Origin of the sequence: Allobosea sp. TAB14 (assembly GCF_052113865.1) — a bacterium.
Lineage (GTDB): Bacteria > Pseudomonadota > Alphaproteobacteria > Rhizobiales > Beijerinckiaceae > Allobosea > Allobosea spartocytisi.
Genome location: NZ_JBFRDQ010000080.1, coordinates 1 through 17,383 on the forward strand (window position 1 = coordinate 1; position 17,383 = coordinate 17,383).

Annotated in this window: 14 protein-coding genes; all 14 read left to right on the forward strand. The window is 64.6% G+C overall.

Annotated features, from left to right (window positions below):
• Positions 1–228: 228 nt before the first annotated feature.
• Positions 229–423 carry a preprotein translocase subunit SecE gene (secE, locus tag AB4Y99_RS13780; RefSeq protein WP_038358268.1) on the forward strand — a complete coding sequence of 65 codons (195 nt, stop codon included), beginning with the start codon at positions 229–231 and terminating at the stop codon, positions 421–423.
• A gap of 14 nt (positions 424–437) precedes the next feature.
• On the forward strand, positions 438–971 hold the full coding sequence (gene nusG, locus AB4Y99_RS13785; protein WP_038358269.1) for a transcription termination/antitermination protein NusG: 534 nt from the start codon (positions 438–440) through the stop codon (positions 969–971).
• Between the two features lie 100 nt (positions 972–1,071).
• The gene (locus AB4Y99_RS13790; protein WP_441523712.1) at positions 1,072–1,674 is read left to right on the forward strand and encodes a DJ-1/PfpI family protein; all 603 of its coding nucleotides are present in this window, start codon (positions 1,072–1,074) and stop codon (positions 1,672–1,674) included.
• An 85-nt stretch (positions 1,675–1,759) separates the two neighbouring features.
• Complete coding sequence (locus AB4Y99_RS13795) at positions 1,760–2,191, forward strand: ribbon-helix-helix domain-containing protein (RefSeq protein ID WP_051987425.1); 432 nt, start codon at positions 1,760–1,762, stop codon at positions 2,189–2,191.
• 156 nt (positions 2,192–2,347) lie between these two features.
• Positions 2,348–2,779, forward strand: coding sequence for a 50S ribosomal protein L11 (rplK, locus tag AB4Y99_RS13800; RefSeq protein WP_441523713.1), 432 nt, complete (start codon positions 2,348–2,350; stop codon positions 2,777–2,779).
• 13 nt (positions 2,780–2,792) lie between these two features.
• Positions 2,793–3,491 (forward strand): 50S ribosomal protein L1, encoded by a 699-nt coding sequence (rplA, locus tag AB4Y99_RS13805; protein WP_038358275.1) that lies wholly within the window; start codon positions 2,793–2,795, stop codon positions 3,489–3,491.
• 514 nt (positions 3,492–4,005) lie between these two features.
• Positions 4,006–4,521 carry a 50S ribosomal protein L10 gene (gene rplJ / locus AB4Y99_RS13810; RefSeq protein WP_441523714.1) on the forward strand — a complete coding sequence of 172 codons (516 nt, stop codon included), beginning with the start codon at positions 4,006–4,008 and terminating at the stop codon, positions 4,519–4,521.
• Between the two features lie 48 nt (positions 4,522–4,569).
• On the forward strand, positions 4,570–4,950 hold the full coding sequence (rplL, locus tag AB4Y99_RS13815) for a 50S ribosomal protein L7/L12 (protein WP_038358279.1): 381 nt from the start codon (positions 4,570–4,572) through the stop codon (positions 4,948–4,950).
• Positions 4,951–5,321: 371 nt separating this feature from the next.
• Positions 5,322–9,443, forward strand: a complete 4,122-nt coding sequence (gene rpoB / locus AB4Y99_RS13820) for a DNA-directed RNA polymerase subunit beta (protein ID WP_441523715.1) — start codon at positions 5,322–5,324, stop codon at positions 9,441–9,443.
• Positions 9,444–9,553: 110 nt separating this feature from the next.
• On the forward strand, positions 9,554–13,738 hold the full coding sequence (gene rpoC, locus AB4Y99_RS13825) for a DNA-directed RNA polymerase subunit beta' (protein ID WP_038358283.1): 4,185 nt from the start codon (positions 9,554–9,556) through the stop codon (positions 13,736–13,738).
• Positions 13,739–14,173: 435 nt separating this feature from the next.
• The gene (gene rpsL / locus AB4Y99_RS13830) at positions 14,174–14,545 is read left to right on the forward strand and encodes a 30S ribosomal protein S12 (protein WP_038358286.1); all 372 of its coding nucleotides are present in this window, start codon (positions 14,174–14,176) and stop codon (positions 14,543–14,545) included.
• Positions 14,546–14,617: 72 nt separating this feature from the next.
• The gene (gene rpsG / locus AB4Y99_RS13835) at positions 14,618–15,088 is read left to right on the forward strand and encodes a 30S ribosomal protein S7 (RefSeq protein WP_038358287.1); all 471 of its coding nucleotides are present in this window, start codon (positions 14,618–14,620) and stop codon (positions 15,086–15,088) included.
• A 30-nt stretch (positions 15,089–15,118) separates the two neighbouring features.
• The gene (fusA, locus tag AB4Y99_RS13840) at positions 15,119–17,194 is read left to right on the forward strand and encodes an elongation factor G (protein WP_441523716.1); all 2,076 of its coding nucleotides are present in this window, start codon (positions 15,119–15,121) and stop codon (positions 17,192–17,194) included.
• Between the two features lie 44 nt (positions 17,195–17,238).
• Positions 17,239–17,383 (forward strand): GTP-binding protein (locus AB4Y99_RS13845; protein ID WP_441523717.1); only part of this gene is annotated, 145 nt, incomplete at its 3' end.

Sequence of the window (17,383 nt, forward strand, 5' to 3'; positions counted from 1 at the left end):
AGCAGCTGGGCCAGGGAGCGCGAGCGGCCGTTCTTCCTGCTGATCGCGGCACGGCGGAGCTGAAGCGGCCCGCGCCCCGAAAGGGTCTTGGCTAAAGGCCTAAGGCGATGTAAGAGGGCGGTCGATGACGGCGCGCGACCCCCCGGGTCCCGCGCCGCGAATGTTTCAGGACGGCCGATTCGGCGTCGCGGCAGGGGTCGCGGACCGGTTCGGAACCCGAGGTGGTTCATGGCGAAATCCAATCCCTTCCAGTTCCTGCAGGACGTGCGTTCCGAGGCGGCCAAGGTCACCTGGCCCTCGCGCCGGGAGACGCTGATCACCACGGGCCTCGTGCTCGCCATGGTGGTCGTCTCCAGCCTGTTCTTCCTCTTCACCGACACCATCATCCGCTGGGGCCTCGGCATCATCCTCGGCGCCCGTTGAACGGAAATACGCACGTGAGCACCCGCTGGTACATCGTCCACGCCTATTCCAACTTCGAGAACAAGGTCGCCCAGTCGATCCGTGACCAGGCGGCGCAGCGCAACCTCGCCGACAAGTTCGACGAGGTGCTGGTGCCGACCGAGAAGGTCGTCGAGGTCCGCCGCGGCCGCAAGGTCGATACCGAGCGCAAGTTCTTCCCCGGCTATGTGCTGGTGAAGTGCGAGATGACCGACGAGGTCTACCACCTCATCAAGAACACGCCGAAGGTCACCGGCTTCCTCGGCGCCGACAAGGCCAAGCCCATGCCGATCCCCGAGCATGAGGCGATGCGGATCAAGGGCCAGGTCGCCGAGGGCATCGAGCGTCCGAAGCCGACGGTGGTCTTCGAGATTGGCGAGCAGGTCAAGGTGGCCGATGGCCCCTTCGCCTCCTTCAACGGCGTCGTCGAGGATGTCGATCACGCCCGCACCCGCCTCAAGGTCGCCGTCTCGATCTTCGGCCGCGCCACGCCGGTCGAGCTGGAATACAGCCAGGTCGAGAAGCTCTGAGCGGCGCCTTCGCGCGTTAACCGGATAACACCCGCAAACGGCCGCTCCGGCTATCCTGTCTCGTGACCGCCAACCAAGGCGGGAACACGGGGAGGGTAGCATGAGCGGCCAACGCATTTTGATGATCGTCGGCGATTTCGGCGAGGACTATGAGATCATGGTCCCGTTCCAGGCGCTGCTTGCGGTCGGTCATACCGTCCACGCGGTCTGCCCCGACAAGAAGGCTGGCGATGCGATCGCGACCGCGATCCACGACTTCGAAGGCCAGCAGACCTATTCCGAAAAGCGCGGCCACAACTTCGCGCTGAATGCCAGCTTCGCCGATGTCGACCCGGCCCGCTACGACGCGCTGGTCATTCCCGGCGGACGGGCGCCCGAATATCTGCGCCTGAACGCCAAGGTCGTCGAGATGGTCCGGCACTTCTTCACCGCAGGAAAGCCGGTGGCGGCGATCTGCCATGGCGCTCAGCTCCTGGCGGGCGCGGGCGTGCTGAAGGGCCGCACCTGCTCGGCCTATCCGGCCTGTCGGGCCGAGGTCGAGCTTGCCGGCGGCACCTATGCGGATATCGCCATCGATGGCGCCATCACCGACGGCAATCTCGTCTCGGCCCCCGCCTGGCCGGCCCATCCCGCCTGGCTGTCGCAGTTTCTCAACGTCCTCGGCACGACGATCAGCCACGGCCAGCAGCGTCAGGCCGCTTGAGTCTCATCCCTTGCCGGCAAGGGCTGGCGGAGCTCGCCTCCGCCAGCCTATGATGCCGCTCGCGGGAACCTGATCGGAGGCGCCCATGTGCAGGCTTTTCGTCGGAGCCGATGCCGGGCTGTGGCAGACGCGGCTCAAATCGGTGCGGATGCGCGGCTATTCGACCAGCGTGAGGCTGGAGAATCTCTACTGGCGCGTCCTGGAAGAAATCGCCCAGCGCGACGGCATGACCCTGATGCAACTGTTGACGCGGTTGCACGAGGAGTTGCTCGAGACGCGGGGAGAGGTCGAGAATTTCTCATCCTTCCTCAGGGTCTGCTGCGGGCGCTATCTGGCGCTTCAGCTGGAAGGTGACGTGCCGCAAGACCGGGCCATCCCGATCCGCGACCTCGATGCCGAGAGCATCCTGGCGCGCGAGGCGCGACGCCGCGACGCCGAAGGTCGCCGCCTGGCGGTCCGGCGCGAGACGGACAAAGCGGTGCGAGGGGCTTCCCTTTCCGGTGCGCCTGTGCCATAGGCCCCGCCTTAACCGCGTGGAAGGCGTGCCGGTCGCCAGCCGGATCACAGGCGCCGCACCACGCACTGCAACCACCCCGGCCCCGGCGAAGAGCGTCGGCAGGCAGGGGCGTCGTCGTTCCGATAGGCAGCGGAGCGGACGGCAGGAGCAGCCATCATGGCAAAGAAGATCACGGGCTACGTGAAGCTTCAGGTTCCGGCGGGCGCGGCCAATCCGTCGCCGCCGATCGGTCCCGCGCTCGGTCAGCGCGGCCTCAACATCATGGAATTCTGCAARGCSTTCAACGCGAAGACCCAGCAGATGGAAAAGGGCATGCCGATCCCGGTGATCATCACCGCGTATGCCGATCGCTCCTTCACCTTCGAGATGAAGCAGCCGCCGGTCTCGTACTGGCTGAAGAAGGCCGCCGGCCTGACCTCGGGCTCGAAGACTCCGGGCAAGGGCGGCAATGTCGGCAAGGTTACGACCGCGCAGATCGCCGAGATCGCCGAGAAGAAGATGGCCGATCTSAACTGCGAYAMCGTCGAATCGGCYKYGGCCATGATCCGKGGYTCTGCCAGGTCCATGGGCCTGGAAGTCGTGGGCTGAGGGGAGGCTGACAATGGCACATATCGGAAAGCGCGTCGTCAAGGGCCGTGAAGGCATTGACCGCACCAAGCTGTACCCGCTCGATCAAGCCGTCACCTTCGTCAAGGAGCGTGCCAACGCCAAGTTCGACGAGACGGTCGAGATCGCGATGAATCTCGGCGTCGATCCGCGTCACGCCGACCAGATGGTCCGCGGCGTCTGCAACCTGCCGAACGGCTCGGGCCGCACGCTGCGCGTCGCCGTCTTTGCCCGTGGCGCCAAGGCTGACGAGGCCAAGGCTGCGGGTGCCGACATCGTCGGCGCCGAGGAGCTGGTCGAGTCCGTCCAGAAGGGCGAGATCAACTTCGACCGCTGCATCGCGACCCCGGACATGATGGGTCTCGTCGGCCGTCTCGGTAAGGTGCTCGGCCCGCGCGGCCTGATGCCGAACCCGCGCGTCGGCACCGTGACCATGGACGTCACCGCCGCCGTCGCCGCCTCGAAGGGCGGTTCGGTCGAGTTCCGCGTCGAGAAGGCCGGCATCATCCACGCCGCCGTCGGCAAGGCCTCGTTCTCGGCCGAGAAGCTCTCGGAGAACATCAAGGCGTTCGTCGACTCCGTCGCCAAGGCCAAGCCGGCCGGCGCCAAGGGCACCTATATCCAGCGCGTCGCGATCTCGTCGACCATGGGTCCGGGCGTCAAGGTCGAGCCGAACACCGTCGTCGGCGGCTGATCCTCGATCAGGGCGGCCGGTTTTTCCGGTCGCCCACCCGCTCTTGATTTCGTGATGTCAAGAGCCTACTTGGCAGAAGCAGGCGAAAGCGCTATACGCACGCCTGTTTCCATGAGTGATGGGGCTCCGGCGTGCTTGACACGAAGGGGTCCGTTTCGCGTTTTTCGGCGGGTTTCCGCTGAAAATTGGGTGATTTGAGGACGGGGGAGTGATTTCCCGGGGGAGAATCATCCAGTCCTGTCTGAGACTGCAGGTGCGTTTCGGCTTCGGCCGGGAGCATAATTTCGCCAAGAGGCCTGCATAGACGGTGCAAGAGCTTACTCCCGGATCGCAAGATCCGGAAAGACGGTTCGAACCATCTCGCCCGGTCGCGGCCTCTCCATCGAGGCTCGGGAGCGGGGACAGGGCATCAAGCGTCGCTTTGCCGAACGCCGGTGTCAACCGGGGTTCCAGGAGCGGCATTTGCAACCGGCGGCGAGCCCTCGAAAGCTTGTCGCCTACCGGAGAGAGCCCAGTGGATAAAGCGGCAAAGAAAGATGCCGTCGCGTCGCTGAACGATGTGTTTGCGAACACGTCGGTCGTCGTCGTGGCCCACTATGCGGGCTTGACCGTGGCCCAGTTCCAGAAGCTTCGTCGCGAGATGAAGGCCAATGGCGCCACTGTKAAGGTCGCAAAGAACCGSYTGGCCAAGATCGCTCTTGAAGGCACCGACGTCGCGTCCATCAGCMMCCTGCTGAMGGGYCCCACCCTGATCGCTTATTCCAACGATCCGGTCGCGGCGCCGAAGGTCGCCAGCGCTTTCGCCAAGGAGAACGACAAGCTCGTCATCCTGGGCGGCGCGATGGGCAAGACCGCCCTGAACCCCGATGGTGTCAAGGCCCTGGCCACGATGCCCTCGCTCGACGAACTGCGTGCCAAGCTTATCGGCCTTATCCAGGCCCCGGCTACCAAGCTCGCGCAGCTCACGAACGCGCCCGCCGGCAAGCTGGCTCGCGTGGTTCAGGCTTACGCCGACAAGAATGCGGCTTGAAGCCAGCAAACCCTTATCGTTCGAACCTCTTAAGACAGGAAGTTAAACATGGCCGATCTCGCCAAGCTCGTCGACGAGCTGTCGTCGCTCACCGTTCTCGAGGCCGCTGACCTCGCCAAGCTGCTCGAAGAGAAGTGGGGCGTTTCCGCTGCCGCCGCCGTCGCCGTTGCGGCTGGCCCGGCTGCCGGTGGCGCTGCCGCCGCTGCTGCTGAAGAGCAGACCGAGTTCACCGTCGTTCTTGCCGCCGCCGGCGACAAGAAGATCGAGGTGATCAAGGAAGTCCGCGCCATCACCGGCCTGGGCCTCAAGGAGGCCAAGGATCTGGTCGAGGGCGCTCCGAAGCCGGTCAAGGAAGGCGTTGCCAAGGACGAGGCCGAGAAGCTCAAGAAGCAGCTCGAGGCCGTTGGCGCCAAGGTCGAGCTCAAGTGAGCTTGGGCCGGCTGATGCCGGTCCGACCGTAGTCAAAACAGACAGTCCCGGGGCGCTCCACGCCTCCGGGGCTGTTGCGTCGTTTCCACGCTGGTGCGCGGGAGTTGTCGCGGGAGCGAGCCGCAACCTTGCGGTGAAGCTCTGAACGAAGACGTGGGTCGGCGCCGATGCGCCGAACGGCTCACCCGGCGGCCCGAGGCCGCCTCGGCCGGACCGCCGGGTGAGCCGTCCATGGAGCCGAAACCGATGGCGGACCTTCCGAGGGCCGGCGGCGGTACAGGCTCTGAACGGAGAGGTTGGGACCTTACGGAGCGTGGCCGCCAAATTGGCGGCGACTTGCCGGAAGATGCCCACAGAACGCGAGGAACAACATGGTCAATTCGCTCCAGGGTCGCAGGCGCGTCCGCAAGTTCTTCGGCAAGCTCAAGGAAGTGGCGGAGATGCCGAACCTCATCGAGGTTCAGAAGGCGTCCTACGACCAGTTCCTGATGGTCGACGAACCCAAGGGCGGCCGGCCTGACGAGGGATTGCAGTCCGTCTTCAAGTCGGTCTTCCCGATCGGCGATTTTTCCGGCGCCTCGCTGCTGGAGTTCGTGAAGTACACCTTCGAGCCGCCGAAATACGACGTCGACGAGTGCCGCCAGCGCGGCATGACCTTCTCGGCGCCGCTCAAGGTGACGCTGCGCCTGATCGTGTTCGATATCGACCCGGACACCCAGGCCAAGTCCGTCAAGGACATCAAGGAGCAGGATGTCTATATGGGCGACATGCCGCTCATGACGGATAACGGCACCTTCATCGTCAACGGCACCGAGCGCGTCATCGTCTCGCAGATGCACCGTTCGCCGGGCGTGTTCTTCGACCACGACAAGGGCAAGACCCATTCCTCGGGCAAGCTGCTCTTCGCCGCGCGCATCATCCCCTATCGCGGCTCCTGGCTCGACATCGAGTTCGACGCCAAGGACATCGTCTACGCCCGTATCGACCGGAAGCGTAAGATCCCGGTCACCTCGCTGCTGTTCGCGCTCGGCATGGACGGCGAGGAGATCCTCAGCCGCTTCTACAACCACATCACCTACACCAAGGACGCCAAGGGCTGGCGCGTTCCCTACGACGCGGAGCGCATGAAGGGCTTCAAGGCGACCGAAGACCTGATCGACGCCGACACCGGCGAGGTCGTGGTCGAGGCCGGCAAGAAGCTCGTCGCCCGCGCTGCCCGCCAGCTCGCCGAGAAGGGCCTCAAGTTCCTGCGCGCGCAGGACGAGGACCTGTACACCCAGTACATCGCCGAGGACCTGGTCAACCCGGCGACGGGCGAGGTCTATGCCGAGGCCGGCGAAGAGATCACCGAGAAGCTGCTCAAGCAGCTCACCGATGACGGTTATGACGAGATCCCGGTGCTGGAYATCGACCACATCACGGTCGGTCCCTACATCCGCAACACGCTSAACGTSGACAAGAACTCGCGCCGCGAGGAAGCCCTGTTCGACATCTACCGCGTGATGCGTCCGGGCGAGCCGCCGACCCTCGAGACGGCTGAGAACATGTTCCAGTCGCTGTTCTTCGACCCGGAGCGCTACGATCTCTCGGCCGTCGGCCGCGTCAAGATGAACATGCGCCTCGACCTCGACGCCGAGGACACCGTGCGCATCCTGCGCAAGGAGGACATCTTCGCGGTCGTCAAGGCGCTGGTCGACCTGCGCGACGGCAAGGGCGAGATCGACGACATCGACCATCTCGGCAACCGCCGCGTGCGCTCGGTCGGCGAGCTGATGGAGAACCAGTATCGCCTGGGCCTGCTCCGCATGGAGCGCGCCATCAAGGAGCGCATGTCCTCGGTCGATATCGACACGGTCATGCCGCAGGACCTGATCAACGCCAAGCCGGCGGCTGCCGCCGTGCGCGAGTTCTTCGGCTCCTCGCAGCTCTCGCAGTTCATGGACCAGACGAACCCGCTCTCCGAAGTCACGCATAAGCGTCGCCTTTCGGCGCTTGGCCCGGGCGGTYTGACCCGYGAGCGCGCCGGCTTCGAGGTGCGCGACGTGCATCCGACGCATTACGGCCGCATCTGCCCGATCGAGACGCCGGAAGGCCCGAATATCGGCCTGATCAACTCGCTCGCGACCTTCGCGCGGGTGAACAAGTACGGCTTCATCGAGAGCCCGTATCGCCGCATCCGCGACGGCAAGGTCACCGACGAGGTGATCTATCTCTCGGCGATGGAAGAAGCGAAGTACAACGTCGCCCAGGCCAATGCCGCCGTCGACAAGGAAGGCCGCCTGACCGACGATCTGATCGTCTGCCGCCGCGCCGGCGAGGTCATCGTCACGCCGGTCGACAAGGTCGACTTCCAGGACGTGTCGCCGAAGCAGCTCGTTTCGGTCGCCGCGGCGCTGATTCCGTTCCTCGAGAACGACGACGCGAACCGCGCGCTGATGGGCTCGAACATGCAGCGCCAGGCGGTGCCGCTGGTTCGCGCCGACGCGCCTTTCGTCGGCACCGGCATGGAAGCGGTCGTCGCCCGTGACTCGGGCGCCGCGATCGCGGCCCGCCGTTCCGGCGTCGTCGACCAGGTCGACGCGACCCGTATTGTCATCCGCGCTTCCGACGAGATGGACCCGACGAAGCCGGGCGTTGACATCTACCGGCTGCAGAAGTTCCAGCGCTCGAACCAGTCGACCTGCATCACGCAGCGTCCGCTGGTGCGCGTCGGCGACGTCGTCAAGAAGGGCGACATCGTCGCCGACGGCCCGTCGACCGAGTTCGGCGAGCTCGCGCTCGGCCGCAACGTGCTCGTCGCGTTCATGCCGTGGAACGGCTACAACTTCGAGGACTCGATCCTTCTCTCCGAGAACATCGTCTCCCAGGACATCTTCACCTCGATCCATATCGAGGAGTTCGAGGTCATGGCCCGCGATACCAAGCTCGGCCCGGAGGAGATCACGCGCGACATTCCGAACGTTTCGGAAGAGGCGCTGAAGAACCTCGACGAAGCCGGCATCGTCTATATCGGCGCGGAAGTGGCGGCGGGCGACATCCTCGTCGGCAAGATCACGCCGAAGGGCGAAAGCCCGATGACGCCGGAAGAGAAGCTGCTGCGCGCCATCTTCGGCGAGAAGGCTTCGGACGTTCGCGACACCTCGCTGCGYGTTCCSCCGGGCGTGCAGGGCACCATCGTCGACGTSCGCGTGTTCAAYCGCCACGGCGTCGACAAGGACGAGCGCGCCCAGGCGATCGAGCGCGAGGAGATCGAGCGTCTCGCCAAGGACCGCGACGACGAGCAGGCGATCCTGGACCGCAACACCTTCGCGCGTCTGGCCGAGATCCTGACCGGCAAGACCGGCCTGGCCGGTCCGAAGGGCTTCAAGAAGGACACGGTCATCACCCGCGAGGTGATGAGCGAGTTCCCGCGTTCGCAATGGTGGCTGTTCGCCACCGCCGAAGACTCGCTGATGACCGAGATCGAGGCGATGCGGAAGCAGTACGACGAGTCGAAGAAGCGCCTTGAGCAGCGCTTCCTCGACAAGGTCGAGAAGCTGCAGCGCGGCGACGAACTGCCCCCGGGCGTGATGAAGATGGTCAAGGTCTTCGTCGCGGTGAAGCGCAAGATCCAGCCGGGCGACAAGATGGCCGGCCGTCACGGCAACAAGGGCGTGGTCTCGCGCATCGTGCCGGTGGAGGACATGCCGTTCCTCGAGGACGGCACCCATGCCGACATCGTGCTGAACCCGCTGGGCGTGCCSTCGCGCATGAACGTCGGTCAGATCCTTGAGACGCATCTGGGCTGGGCGGCCGCCGGTCTCGGCAAGCAGATCGGCAAGGCGCTCGACGCCTACAAGAAGACGAGCGACTTCAAGGCGCTGAAGGCTCAGTTCGACGCCGTCTACGAGGATAACGAGATCATCGCCTCGATGGACGAGAACGAGCTCGTCGAGATGGGCCAGAACCTGCGCCGCGGCGTGCCGGTGGCGACGCCGGTGTTCAATGGCGCCAAGGAGGCCGATATCGAGCGGCTCCTGGAGCAGGCTGGTCTCCACTCGTCGGGTCAGTCGACCCTCTATGACGGCCGCACGGGTGAGCCTTTCGACCGCAAGGTGACGATGGGCTACATCTACATGCTCAAGCTGCACCACCTGGTCGACGATAAGATCCACGCGCGTTCGATCGGTCCGTACTCGCTCGTCACCCAGCAGCCGCTGGGCGGCAAGGCSCAGTTCGGCGGYCAGCGCTTCGGSGAAATGGARGTSTGGGCKCTCGAAGCCTACGGCGCSGCCTACACCCTGCAGGAAATGCTGACGGTGAAGTCSGACGACGTGGCSGGCCGCACCAAGGTCTACGAGTCGATCGTGCGCGGCGAGGACAACTTCGAGGCGGGCATCCCCGAGAGCTTCAACGTTCTCGTCAAGGAGATGCGCTCGCTCGGCCTCAACGTCGAGCTGATCAACAACAAGGTGAAGCCGGGCGAGTTGCCGCCCGCCGAAGCGGCCGAATAAGCCGCGACCGAGCCTTGAACATTGCCGGCGGCACTCACGCCGCCGGCCTACGGAATTGACGAGCCGGGCAGGGTGGCCCTTAAGCCCCCACCGGCCGAAGGAGACAGGCGATGAAGCAAGAGGTCATGAACCTTTTCGGCCAGCAGCCGGTCCAGCAGGCCTTCGACGCGATCAAGATCTCGATCGCGAGCCCGGAGAAGATCCTGTCCTGGTCGTATGGCGAGATCAAAAAGCCCGAGACGATCAACTACCGCACGTTCAAGCCGGAGCGTGACGGCCTGTTCTGCGCGCGCATCTTCGGGCCGATCAAGGACTACGAGTGCCTGTGCGGCAAGTACAAGCGCATGAAGTTCAAGGGCGTCATCTGCGAGAAGTGCGGCGTCGAAGTCACGCTCGCCCGCGTCCGGCGCGAGCGCATGGGCCATATCGAGCTCGCCGCTCCCGTCGCGCATATCTGGTTCCTGAAGTCGCTGCCCTCGCGCATCGGCCTCCTGATGGATATGCCGCTCAAGGACCTCGAGCGCATCCTCTACTTCGAAAGCTACGTCGTCATCGAGCCGGGCCTGACCCCGCTCAAGGACCGCCAGCTGCTGTCGGAGGAGGAGTATGTCCGCTGCCAGGAGGAGTACGGCGCGGACACCTTCACCGCCATGATCGGCGCGGAAGCCATCCGCGAAATGCTGCGCGCGCTCGATCTCGACCAGATCAACGCCGATCTCAAGCAYGAGATCGCGACGACGACCTCCGAGCTGAAGCCCAAGAAGCTGATGAAGCGCCTCAAGATCATCGAGGCCTTCCAGGAGTCGGGCAACAAGCCGGAATGGATGGTGATGACCCAGATCCCGGTCATCCCGCCGGATCTGCGTCCGCTCGTTCCGCTCGATGGCGGCCGCTTCGCGACTTCGGACCTGAACGACCTCTATCGCCGSGTCATCAACCGYAACAACCGCCTGAAGCGCCTCATCGAGCTGCGCGCGCCGGACATCATCATCCGCAACGAGAAGCGGATGCTGCAGGAATCCGTCGACGCCCTGTTCGATAACGGCCGCCGCGGCCGCGTCATCACGGGTGCCAACAAGCGCCCGCTGAAGTCGCTCGCCGACATGCTGAAGGGCAAGCAGGGCCGCTTCCGCCAGAACCTGCTCGGCAAGCGCGTCGACTATTCCGGCCGCTCGGTCATCGTCGTCGGTCCGGAGATGAAGCTGCACCAGTGCGGCCTGCCGAAGAAGATGGCGCTCGAGCTGTTCAAGCCGTTCATCTATGCGCGCCTCGACGCCAAGGGCTACTCGACCACGGTCAAGCAGGCCAAGAAGCTSGTCGAGAAGGAGAAGCCGGAAGTCTGGGATATCCTGGACGAGGTCATCCGCGAGCATCCGGTKATGCTGAACCGCGCWCCGACGCTSCACCGYCTCGGCATCCAGGCCTTCGAGCCSGTGCTGATCGAGGGCAAGGCGATCCAGCTCCACCCGCTGGTCTGCGCCGCCTTCAACGCGGACTTCGACGGCGACCAGATGGCCGTGCACGTCCCGCTGTCGCTTGAGGCGCAGCTGGAAGCGCGCGTGCTGATGATGTCGACCAACAACATCCTGCACCCGGCGAACGGCCAGCCGATCATCGTGCCGTCGCAGGACATCGTGCTCGGCCTCTACTACCTCTCGATCATCTCGGATGGCGAGCCGGGCCAGGGCAAGATCTTCGGCGATTTCGGTGAGCTCGAATACGCGCTGCACGAGAAGGTCGTGACGCTGCATTCGAAGATCAAATATCGCTGGACCGGCGTCGGCCATGACGGCAAGCCGTACACGAAGATCTACGACACCACGCCGGGCCGCGTGATCCTCTCGACCGCGCTGCCGGAGCACCCGGCCGTGTCCTTCGACGTCGTCAACAAGCTGATGACGAAGAAGGAGATCTCCGGAATGATCGACGCCGTGTATCGCGGCTGCGGTCAGAAGGAATCGGTGATCTTCTGCGACCGCGTCATGGGGCTCGGCTTCAAGCACGCCTTCAAGGCCGGCATCTCCTTCGGCAAGGACGACATGGTCGTGCCGGAGAACAAGTGGCAGATCGTCGACACCACCCGCGCGCTCGCCAAGGATTACGAGCAGCAGTACCAGGACGGCCTGATCACGCAGGGCGAGAAGTACAACAAGGTCGTCGACGCCTGGGCGAAGTGCTCCGACAAGCTCGCCCAGGAGATGATGGCCCGCATCTCGACCGTCCAGAAGGACGAGACCGGCCGCGACAAGCAGATCAACTCGATCTACATGATGTCGCACTCGGGTGCCCGCGGTTCGCCGGCGCAGATGCGCCAGCTCGCCGCCATGCGCGGCCTGATGGCCAAGCCGTCGGGCGAGATCATCGAGAGCCCGATCATCTCGAACTTCAAGGAAGGCCTCGACGTTCTCGAGTACTTCAACTCGACCCACGGCGCCCGTAAGGGCCTCGCCGACACGGCGCTCAAGACGGCCAACTCCGGCTATCTCACCCGCCGTCTCGTCGACGTGGCGCAGGACGCGATCATCTCCGAGGTCGATTGCGGCTCCGACAACGGCATCAAGATGCGCGCCATCGTCGATGCCGGCCAGGTCGTGGCTTCGCTCGGCGTGCGCATCCTGGGACGCTCGGCGGCCGAGGACGTGACCGATATCGACGGCAACGTCCTCGTGCCGAAGGGCACGATGATCGAGGAGAGCCATATCGAGAAGATCAACGCCGCCGGCGTCCAGGAGGTGAAGATCCGCTCGGTTCTCACCTGCGCGACCAAGAACGGCGTCTGCGCGACCTGCTATGGGCGCGACCTCGCCCGCGGCACGCCCGTCAACATGGGTGAGGCCGTCGGCGTCATCGCGGCGCAGTCGATCGGCGAGCCGGGCACGCAGCTCACCATGCGTACCTTCCACATCGGCGGCGCGGCCACCATCGCCGACCAGTCCTTCGTCGAGTCGAACTTCGAAGGCACGGTCAAGATGCGCAACCGCAACGTCGCGCGGAACTCGGACGGCGACCTCATCGCCATGGCGCGCAACATCGCCATCGTGATCGTCGGGCCTGATGGCGCCGAGCGCGCGGTCCATCGTGTCCAGTTCGGCTCGAAGCTGCGGGTCGACGAGGGCGACAAGGTCAAGCGCGGCCAGCGCCTGATCGAGTGGGATCCCTATTCCCGCCCGATCCTGGCGGAGGTGGACGGCAAGGTCGGCTACGAGGATCTCGTGGACGGCATGTCGATGACCGAGACGACCGACGAGGCGACCGGCATCTCCAAGCGCGTCGTCATCGACTGGCGTGGCTCGGCCCGTACGGCCGACCTCAAGCCCGCGATGACGATCACGGGGCCTGACGGCAAGATCGCGAAGCTCGCCCGTGGTGGCGATGCCCGCTACATCCTGCCTGTCGACGGCATCATCTCGGTGGAGCCTGGCCACTCGATCAAGGCCGGCGACGTGCTGGCGCGTGTCTCGACCGACTCGGCCAAGACCCGCGACATCACCGGTGGTCTGCCGCGCGTGGCGGAGCTGTTCGAGGCGCGTCGTCCGAAGGACGCGGCGATCATTGCCGAGAAGTCGGGCGTGATCGGCTTCGGCAAGGACTACAAGAACAAGCGCCGCGTGACGCTGACGCCGCATGACGGTTCCGACGGGGTCGAGTACCTGATCCCGAAGGGCAAGCACATCCACCTCCAGGACGGCGACGTCGTGGAAGTCGGCGACTACATCCTCGACGGCAACCCGGCCCCGCACGACATTCTGGCGATCAAGGGCGTCGARGAGCTSGCGGCTTATCTGGTCAACGAGATCCAGGAGGTCTATCGCCTCCAGGGCGTCGGCATCAACGACAAGCACATCGAGGTCATCGTCCGTCAGATGCTGCAGAAGGTCGAGATCACGGAGTCGGGCGATACCGACATCCTGACCGGCGACCAGGTCGATCGCGTCGAACTCGAGGAGATCAACGCGAAGATGCGCGAGGAGGGCAAGAAGCCGGCTTCCGGCGTGCCGGTCCTGCTCGGCATCACCAAGGCCTCGCTGCAGACSCGCTCCTTCATCTCGGCGGCGTCSTTCCAGGAGACCACCCGCGTCCTCACCGAGGCGGCGGTCAACGGCAAGTCGGACATGCTCGAGGGCCTCAAGGAGAACGTCATCGTCGGCTCGCTCATCCCGGCCGGCACCGGCGCCCAGGTCGCCCGCATCAAGCAGGTGGCCACGCGCCGCGACGACCTCATCGTCGGCCAGAAGGCCGATGCGGCTGCCAAGGCCGCGGCCCAGGCCGCTGCGGTGCTGCCGGCGGCCGAGTAAGCTCAGCCACCGGCGAAGACCGGCAATCATCGGAAAGGCCGCCCCTCCCGGGCGGCCTTTTTGTTTCGTGAAAGGGCAGGCGAGGGGCCAAGTGGCCCGAACCCCGCAAAACCCCAGCCTTTTCGGCGGTTTCGGGGTTGACGCGAATCTCTGTTCGAGTCATAAGCGCGCCACTGTCGACGGTTGTCGGACACGTTTGTCGCTTGCCTCTTTGTTTGCAAGCGAGTTTCGCGACCGAAACTCCGTCGGAATTCCAGCGTCGAATGACGACATGGCGAGATGCATGAACGCGGAGTTTCCGTGTTCCTCTGCTGGCGAACGCGCCTGAGGCCCCTGAAAGGGCGCCGATGGCGCGGCTTCGTTTATGCCATGGCTTTGCTCGACCTGGGAGATTGACCAGGAATTTCCAAACGCTCAGTGGGGCGAGAGGCCAGAATGCCGACAATCAGCCAGCTCATCCGCAAGCCGCGCTCGCCCGTGAAGGCGCGTAACACCGCCCCGGCGCTCGAGTCGTGCCCGCAGAAGCGCGGCGTCTGCACGCGTGTCTATACGACGACCCCGAAGAAGCCGAACTCCGCGCTCCGCAAGGTCGCCAAGGTTCGTCTGACCAACGGCTTCGAGGTGATCGGTTACATCCCGGGTGAAGGCCACAACCTTCAGGAACACTCGGTGGTGATGATCCGCGGCGGCCGCGTCAAGGACCTTCCCGGCGTGCGCTATCACATCCTGCGCGGTGTGCTCGACACGCAGGGTGTCAAGAACCGCAAGCAGCGCCGTTCGAAGTACGGCGCCAAGCGTCCCAAGTGAGTTCGGCCAGATCGGCCGGGCGATGAGCCCAGGCCGATCCGCCGCGTTGAAGATTTGACCGGAGACTAGACGATGTCCCGCCGCCACAGTGCCGAAAAGCGCGAAGTTATCCCGGACCCCAAGTTCGGCGATATCGTCGTCACGAAGTTCATGAACTCCGTGATGTACGAAGGTAAGAAGTCGACCGCCGAGCGGATCGTCTACGGTGCCTTCGACATCATCGAGGCCAAGACCAAGAGCGAGCCGCTCGGCGTCTTCAAGTCGGCGCTCGAGAACGTCGCTCCGGCGATCGAGGTCCGTTCCCGCCGCGTCGGCGGCGCGACCTACCAGGTTCCGGTCGAGGTTCGCACCGAGCGCCGTCAGGCGCTGGCGATCCGCTGGCTGATCTCGGCCGCGCGTGGCCGCAACGACAAGACGATGGTCGAGCGTCTCTCGGCCGAGCTGATGGATGCTGCGAACAACCGCGGCAACGCCGTCAAGAAGCGTGAAGACACGCACCGGATGGCGGAAGCCAACCGCGCCTTCTCGCACTACCGCTGGTAAGCGGAAGCCCGGACTTCAGGACACACGACCATGGCCCGTTCTCATCCGATCGATCATTATCGTAACTTCGGCATCATGGCCCACATCGATGCGGGCAAGACGACGACGACCGAGCGTATCCTCTACTACACCGGCAAGTCGCATAAGATCGGCGAAGTCCATGATGGCGCCGCCACGATGGATTGGATGACGCAGGAGCAGGAGCGCGGCATCACGATCACGTCCGCCGCGACGACCTGCTTCTGGCGCGACAACCGCCTGAACATCATCGACACCCCCGGCCACGTCGACTTCACCATCGAGGTCGAGCGTTCGCTGCGCGTGCTCGACGGTGCCGTCTGCGTGCTCGACGGCAACCAGGGCGTCGAGCCCCAGACYGAGACCGTCTGGCGCCAGGCCGACAAGTACGACGTYCCGCGYRTCGTSTTCGTCAACAAGATGGACAAGATCGGCGCCGATTTCTATCGCTGCGTCCAGGACATCATCGACCGCGTCGCCGGCAAGCCCGTCTGCCTGCAGATCCCGATCGGTTCCGAATCCGACTTCGTCGGCGTGATCGACCTGATCAAGATGAAGGCGATCGTCTGGAACGGCGAAGCGCTCGGCGCGTCCTTCGAGGAGAAGGACATCCCGGCCGATCTCGCCGACAAGGCTGCCGAGTATCGCTCGAAGCTCGTCGAGGCCGCCGTCGAGATGGACGACGCCGCGATGGAAGCTTATCTGGACGGCACCGAGCCGAACGCCGAGACGCTGCGCAAGCTCGTCCGCACGGCCGTTCAGCGCCGCGCCTTCCACCCGGTCCTCTGCGGCTCGGCCTTCAAGAACAAGGGTGTGCAGCCCCTGCTCGACGCGGTCGTCGACTTCCTGCCGTCGCCGGTCGATCGCGGCGCGGTCGAAGGCATCGACTTCAAGACCGAAGAGCCGACCACCCGCAACCCGACGGACGAAGATCCGTTCTCCATGCTCGCCTTCAAGATCATGGACGACCCCTTCGTCGGCACCATCACCTTCTGCCGCATCTATTCGGGCAAGGTCGAGGCGGGTCAGGGCGTCATCAATTCGACCCGCGACAAGAAAGAGCGCGTTGGCCGCATGCTGCTGATGCATGCGAACAACCGCGAGGACATCAAGGAGGCTTATGCCGGTGACATCGTCGCCCTGGCCGGCCTCAAGGACGTCCGCACCGGCGACACGCTCTGCGATCCCACCCATGCGGTGATCCTGGAGCGCATGGAGTTCCCCGAACCGGTCATCACGATCGCGATCGAGCCGAAGTCCAAGGCCGACCAGGAGAAGCTGGGCCTCGCCCTGTCGAAGCTCGCGAACGAGGATCCGTCCTTCCGCGTGTCGACCGACCAGGAGAGCGGCCAGACCATCCTGAAGGGCATGGGCGAGCTCCATCTCGACATCAAGGTCGACATCCTGAAGCGCACCTACAAGGTCGACGCCAATATTGGCGCGCCCCAGGTTGCGTATCGCGAGACGCTGACCAAGAAGGCCGAGATCGACTACACCCATAAGAAGCAGACCGGTGGTACGGGCCAGTTCGCCCGCGTCAAGCTCGTCATCGAGCCGAACGAGACCGGCAAGGGCTTCGAGTTCGAGTCGAAGGTCGTCGGCGGTTCGGTGCCGAAGGAGTATATCCCCGGCGTCGAGAAGGGCCTGAACTCGGTCATCGGCTCTGGCGTTCTCGCCGGCTTCCCGGTCGTGGACGTCAAGGTCACGCTGATCGACGGCGCCTTCCACGAAGTCGACTCGTCGGCGCTCGCCTTCGAAATCGCTTCCCGTGCAGCGCTGCGCGAAGGTCTGCAGAAGGGCGGCTCCGTGCTGCTCGAGCCGATCATGAAGGTCGAGGTCGTGACTCCGGAAGACTACACCGGTTCGGTCATCGGCGACCTGAACTCGCGTCGTGGCCAGATCCAGGGCCAGGACATGCGCGGCAACGCCGTCGTGATCAACGCGATGGTGCCGCTGGCGAACATGTTCGGCTACGTCAACCAGCTGCGCTCCTTCTCGCRGGGCCGCGCGAACTACACGATGCAGTTCGACCACTATGAGCAGGTTCCCTCGGCGGTCGCCGCCGAGGTTCAGGCCAAGTACGCCTGACCCGAACCTTCGACTGAACACTGAGAGATTGGACGGAGGCTACCATGGCCAAAGAGAAGTTTTCGCGGACGAAGCCGCACTGCAACATTGGAACGATTGGTCACGTTGACCATGGCAAGACGTCGCTGACGGCTGCGATCACGAAGGTTCTGGCTGAGTCCGGCGGTGCGTCGTTCACGGCGTATGACC

Bases quoted from the DNA above. Each gene is read 5' to 3' on its own strand.
- rplL (WP_038358279.1), top strand. From the start codon at position 4,570: ATGGCCGATCTCGCCAAGCTCGTCGACGAGCTGTCGTCGCTCACCGTT.
- rpsL (WP_038358286.1), top strand. From the start codon at position 14,174: ATGCCGACAATCAGCCAGCTCATCCGCAAGCCGCGCTCGCCCGTGAAG.
- rpsG (WP_038358287.1), top strand. From the start codon at position 14,618: ATGTCCCGCCGCCACAGTGCCGAAAAGCGCGAAGTTATCCCGGACCCC.
- AB4Y99_RS13795 (WP_051987425.1), top strand. From the start codon at position 1,760: ATGTGCAGGCTTTTCGTCGGAGCCGATGCCGGGCTGTGGCAGACGCGG.
- AB4Y99_RS13790 (WP_441523712.1), top strand. From the start codon at position 1,072: ATGAGCGGCCAACGCATTTTGATGATCGTCGGCGATTTCGGCGAGGAC.
- secE (WP_038358268.1), top strand. From the start codon at position 229: ATGGCGAAATCCAATCCCTTCCAGTTCCTGCAGGACGTGCGTTCCGAG.
- rplA (WP_038358275.1), top strand. From the start codon at position 2,793: ATGGCACATATCGGAAAGCGCGTCGTCAAGGGCCGTGAAGGCATTGAC.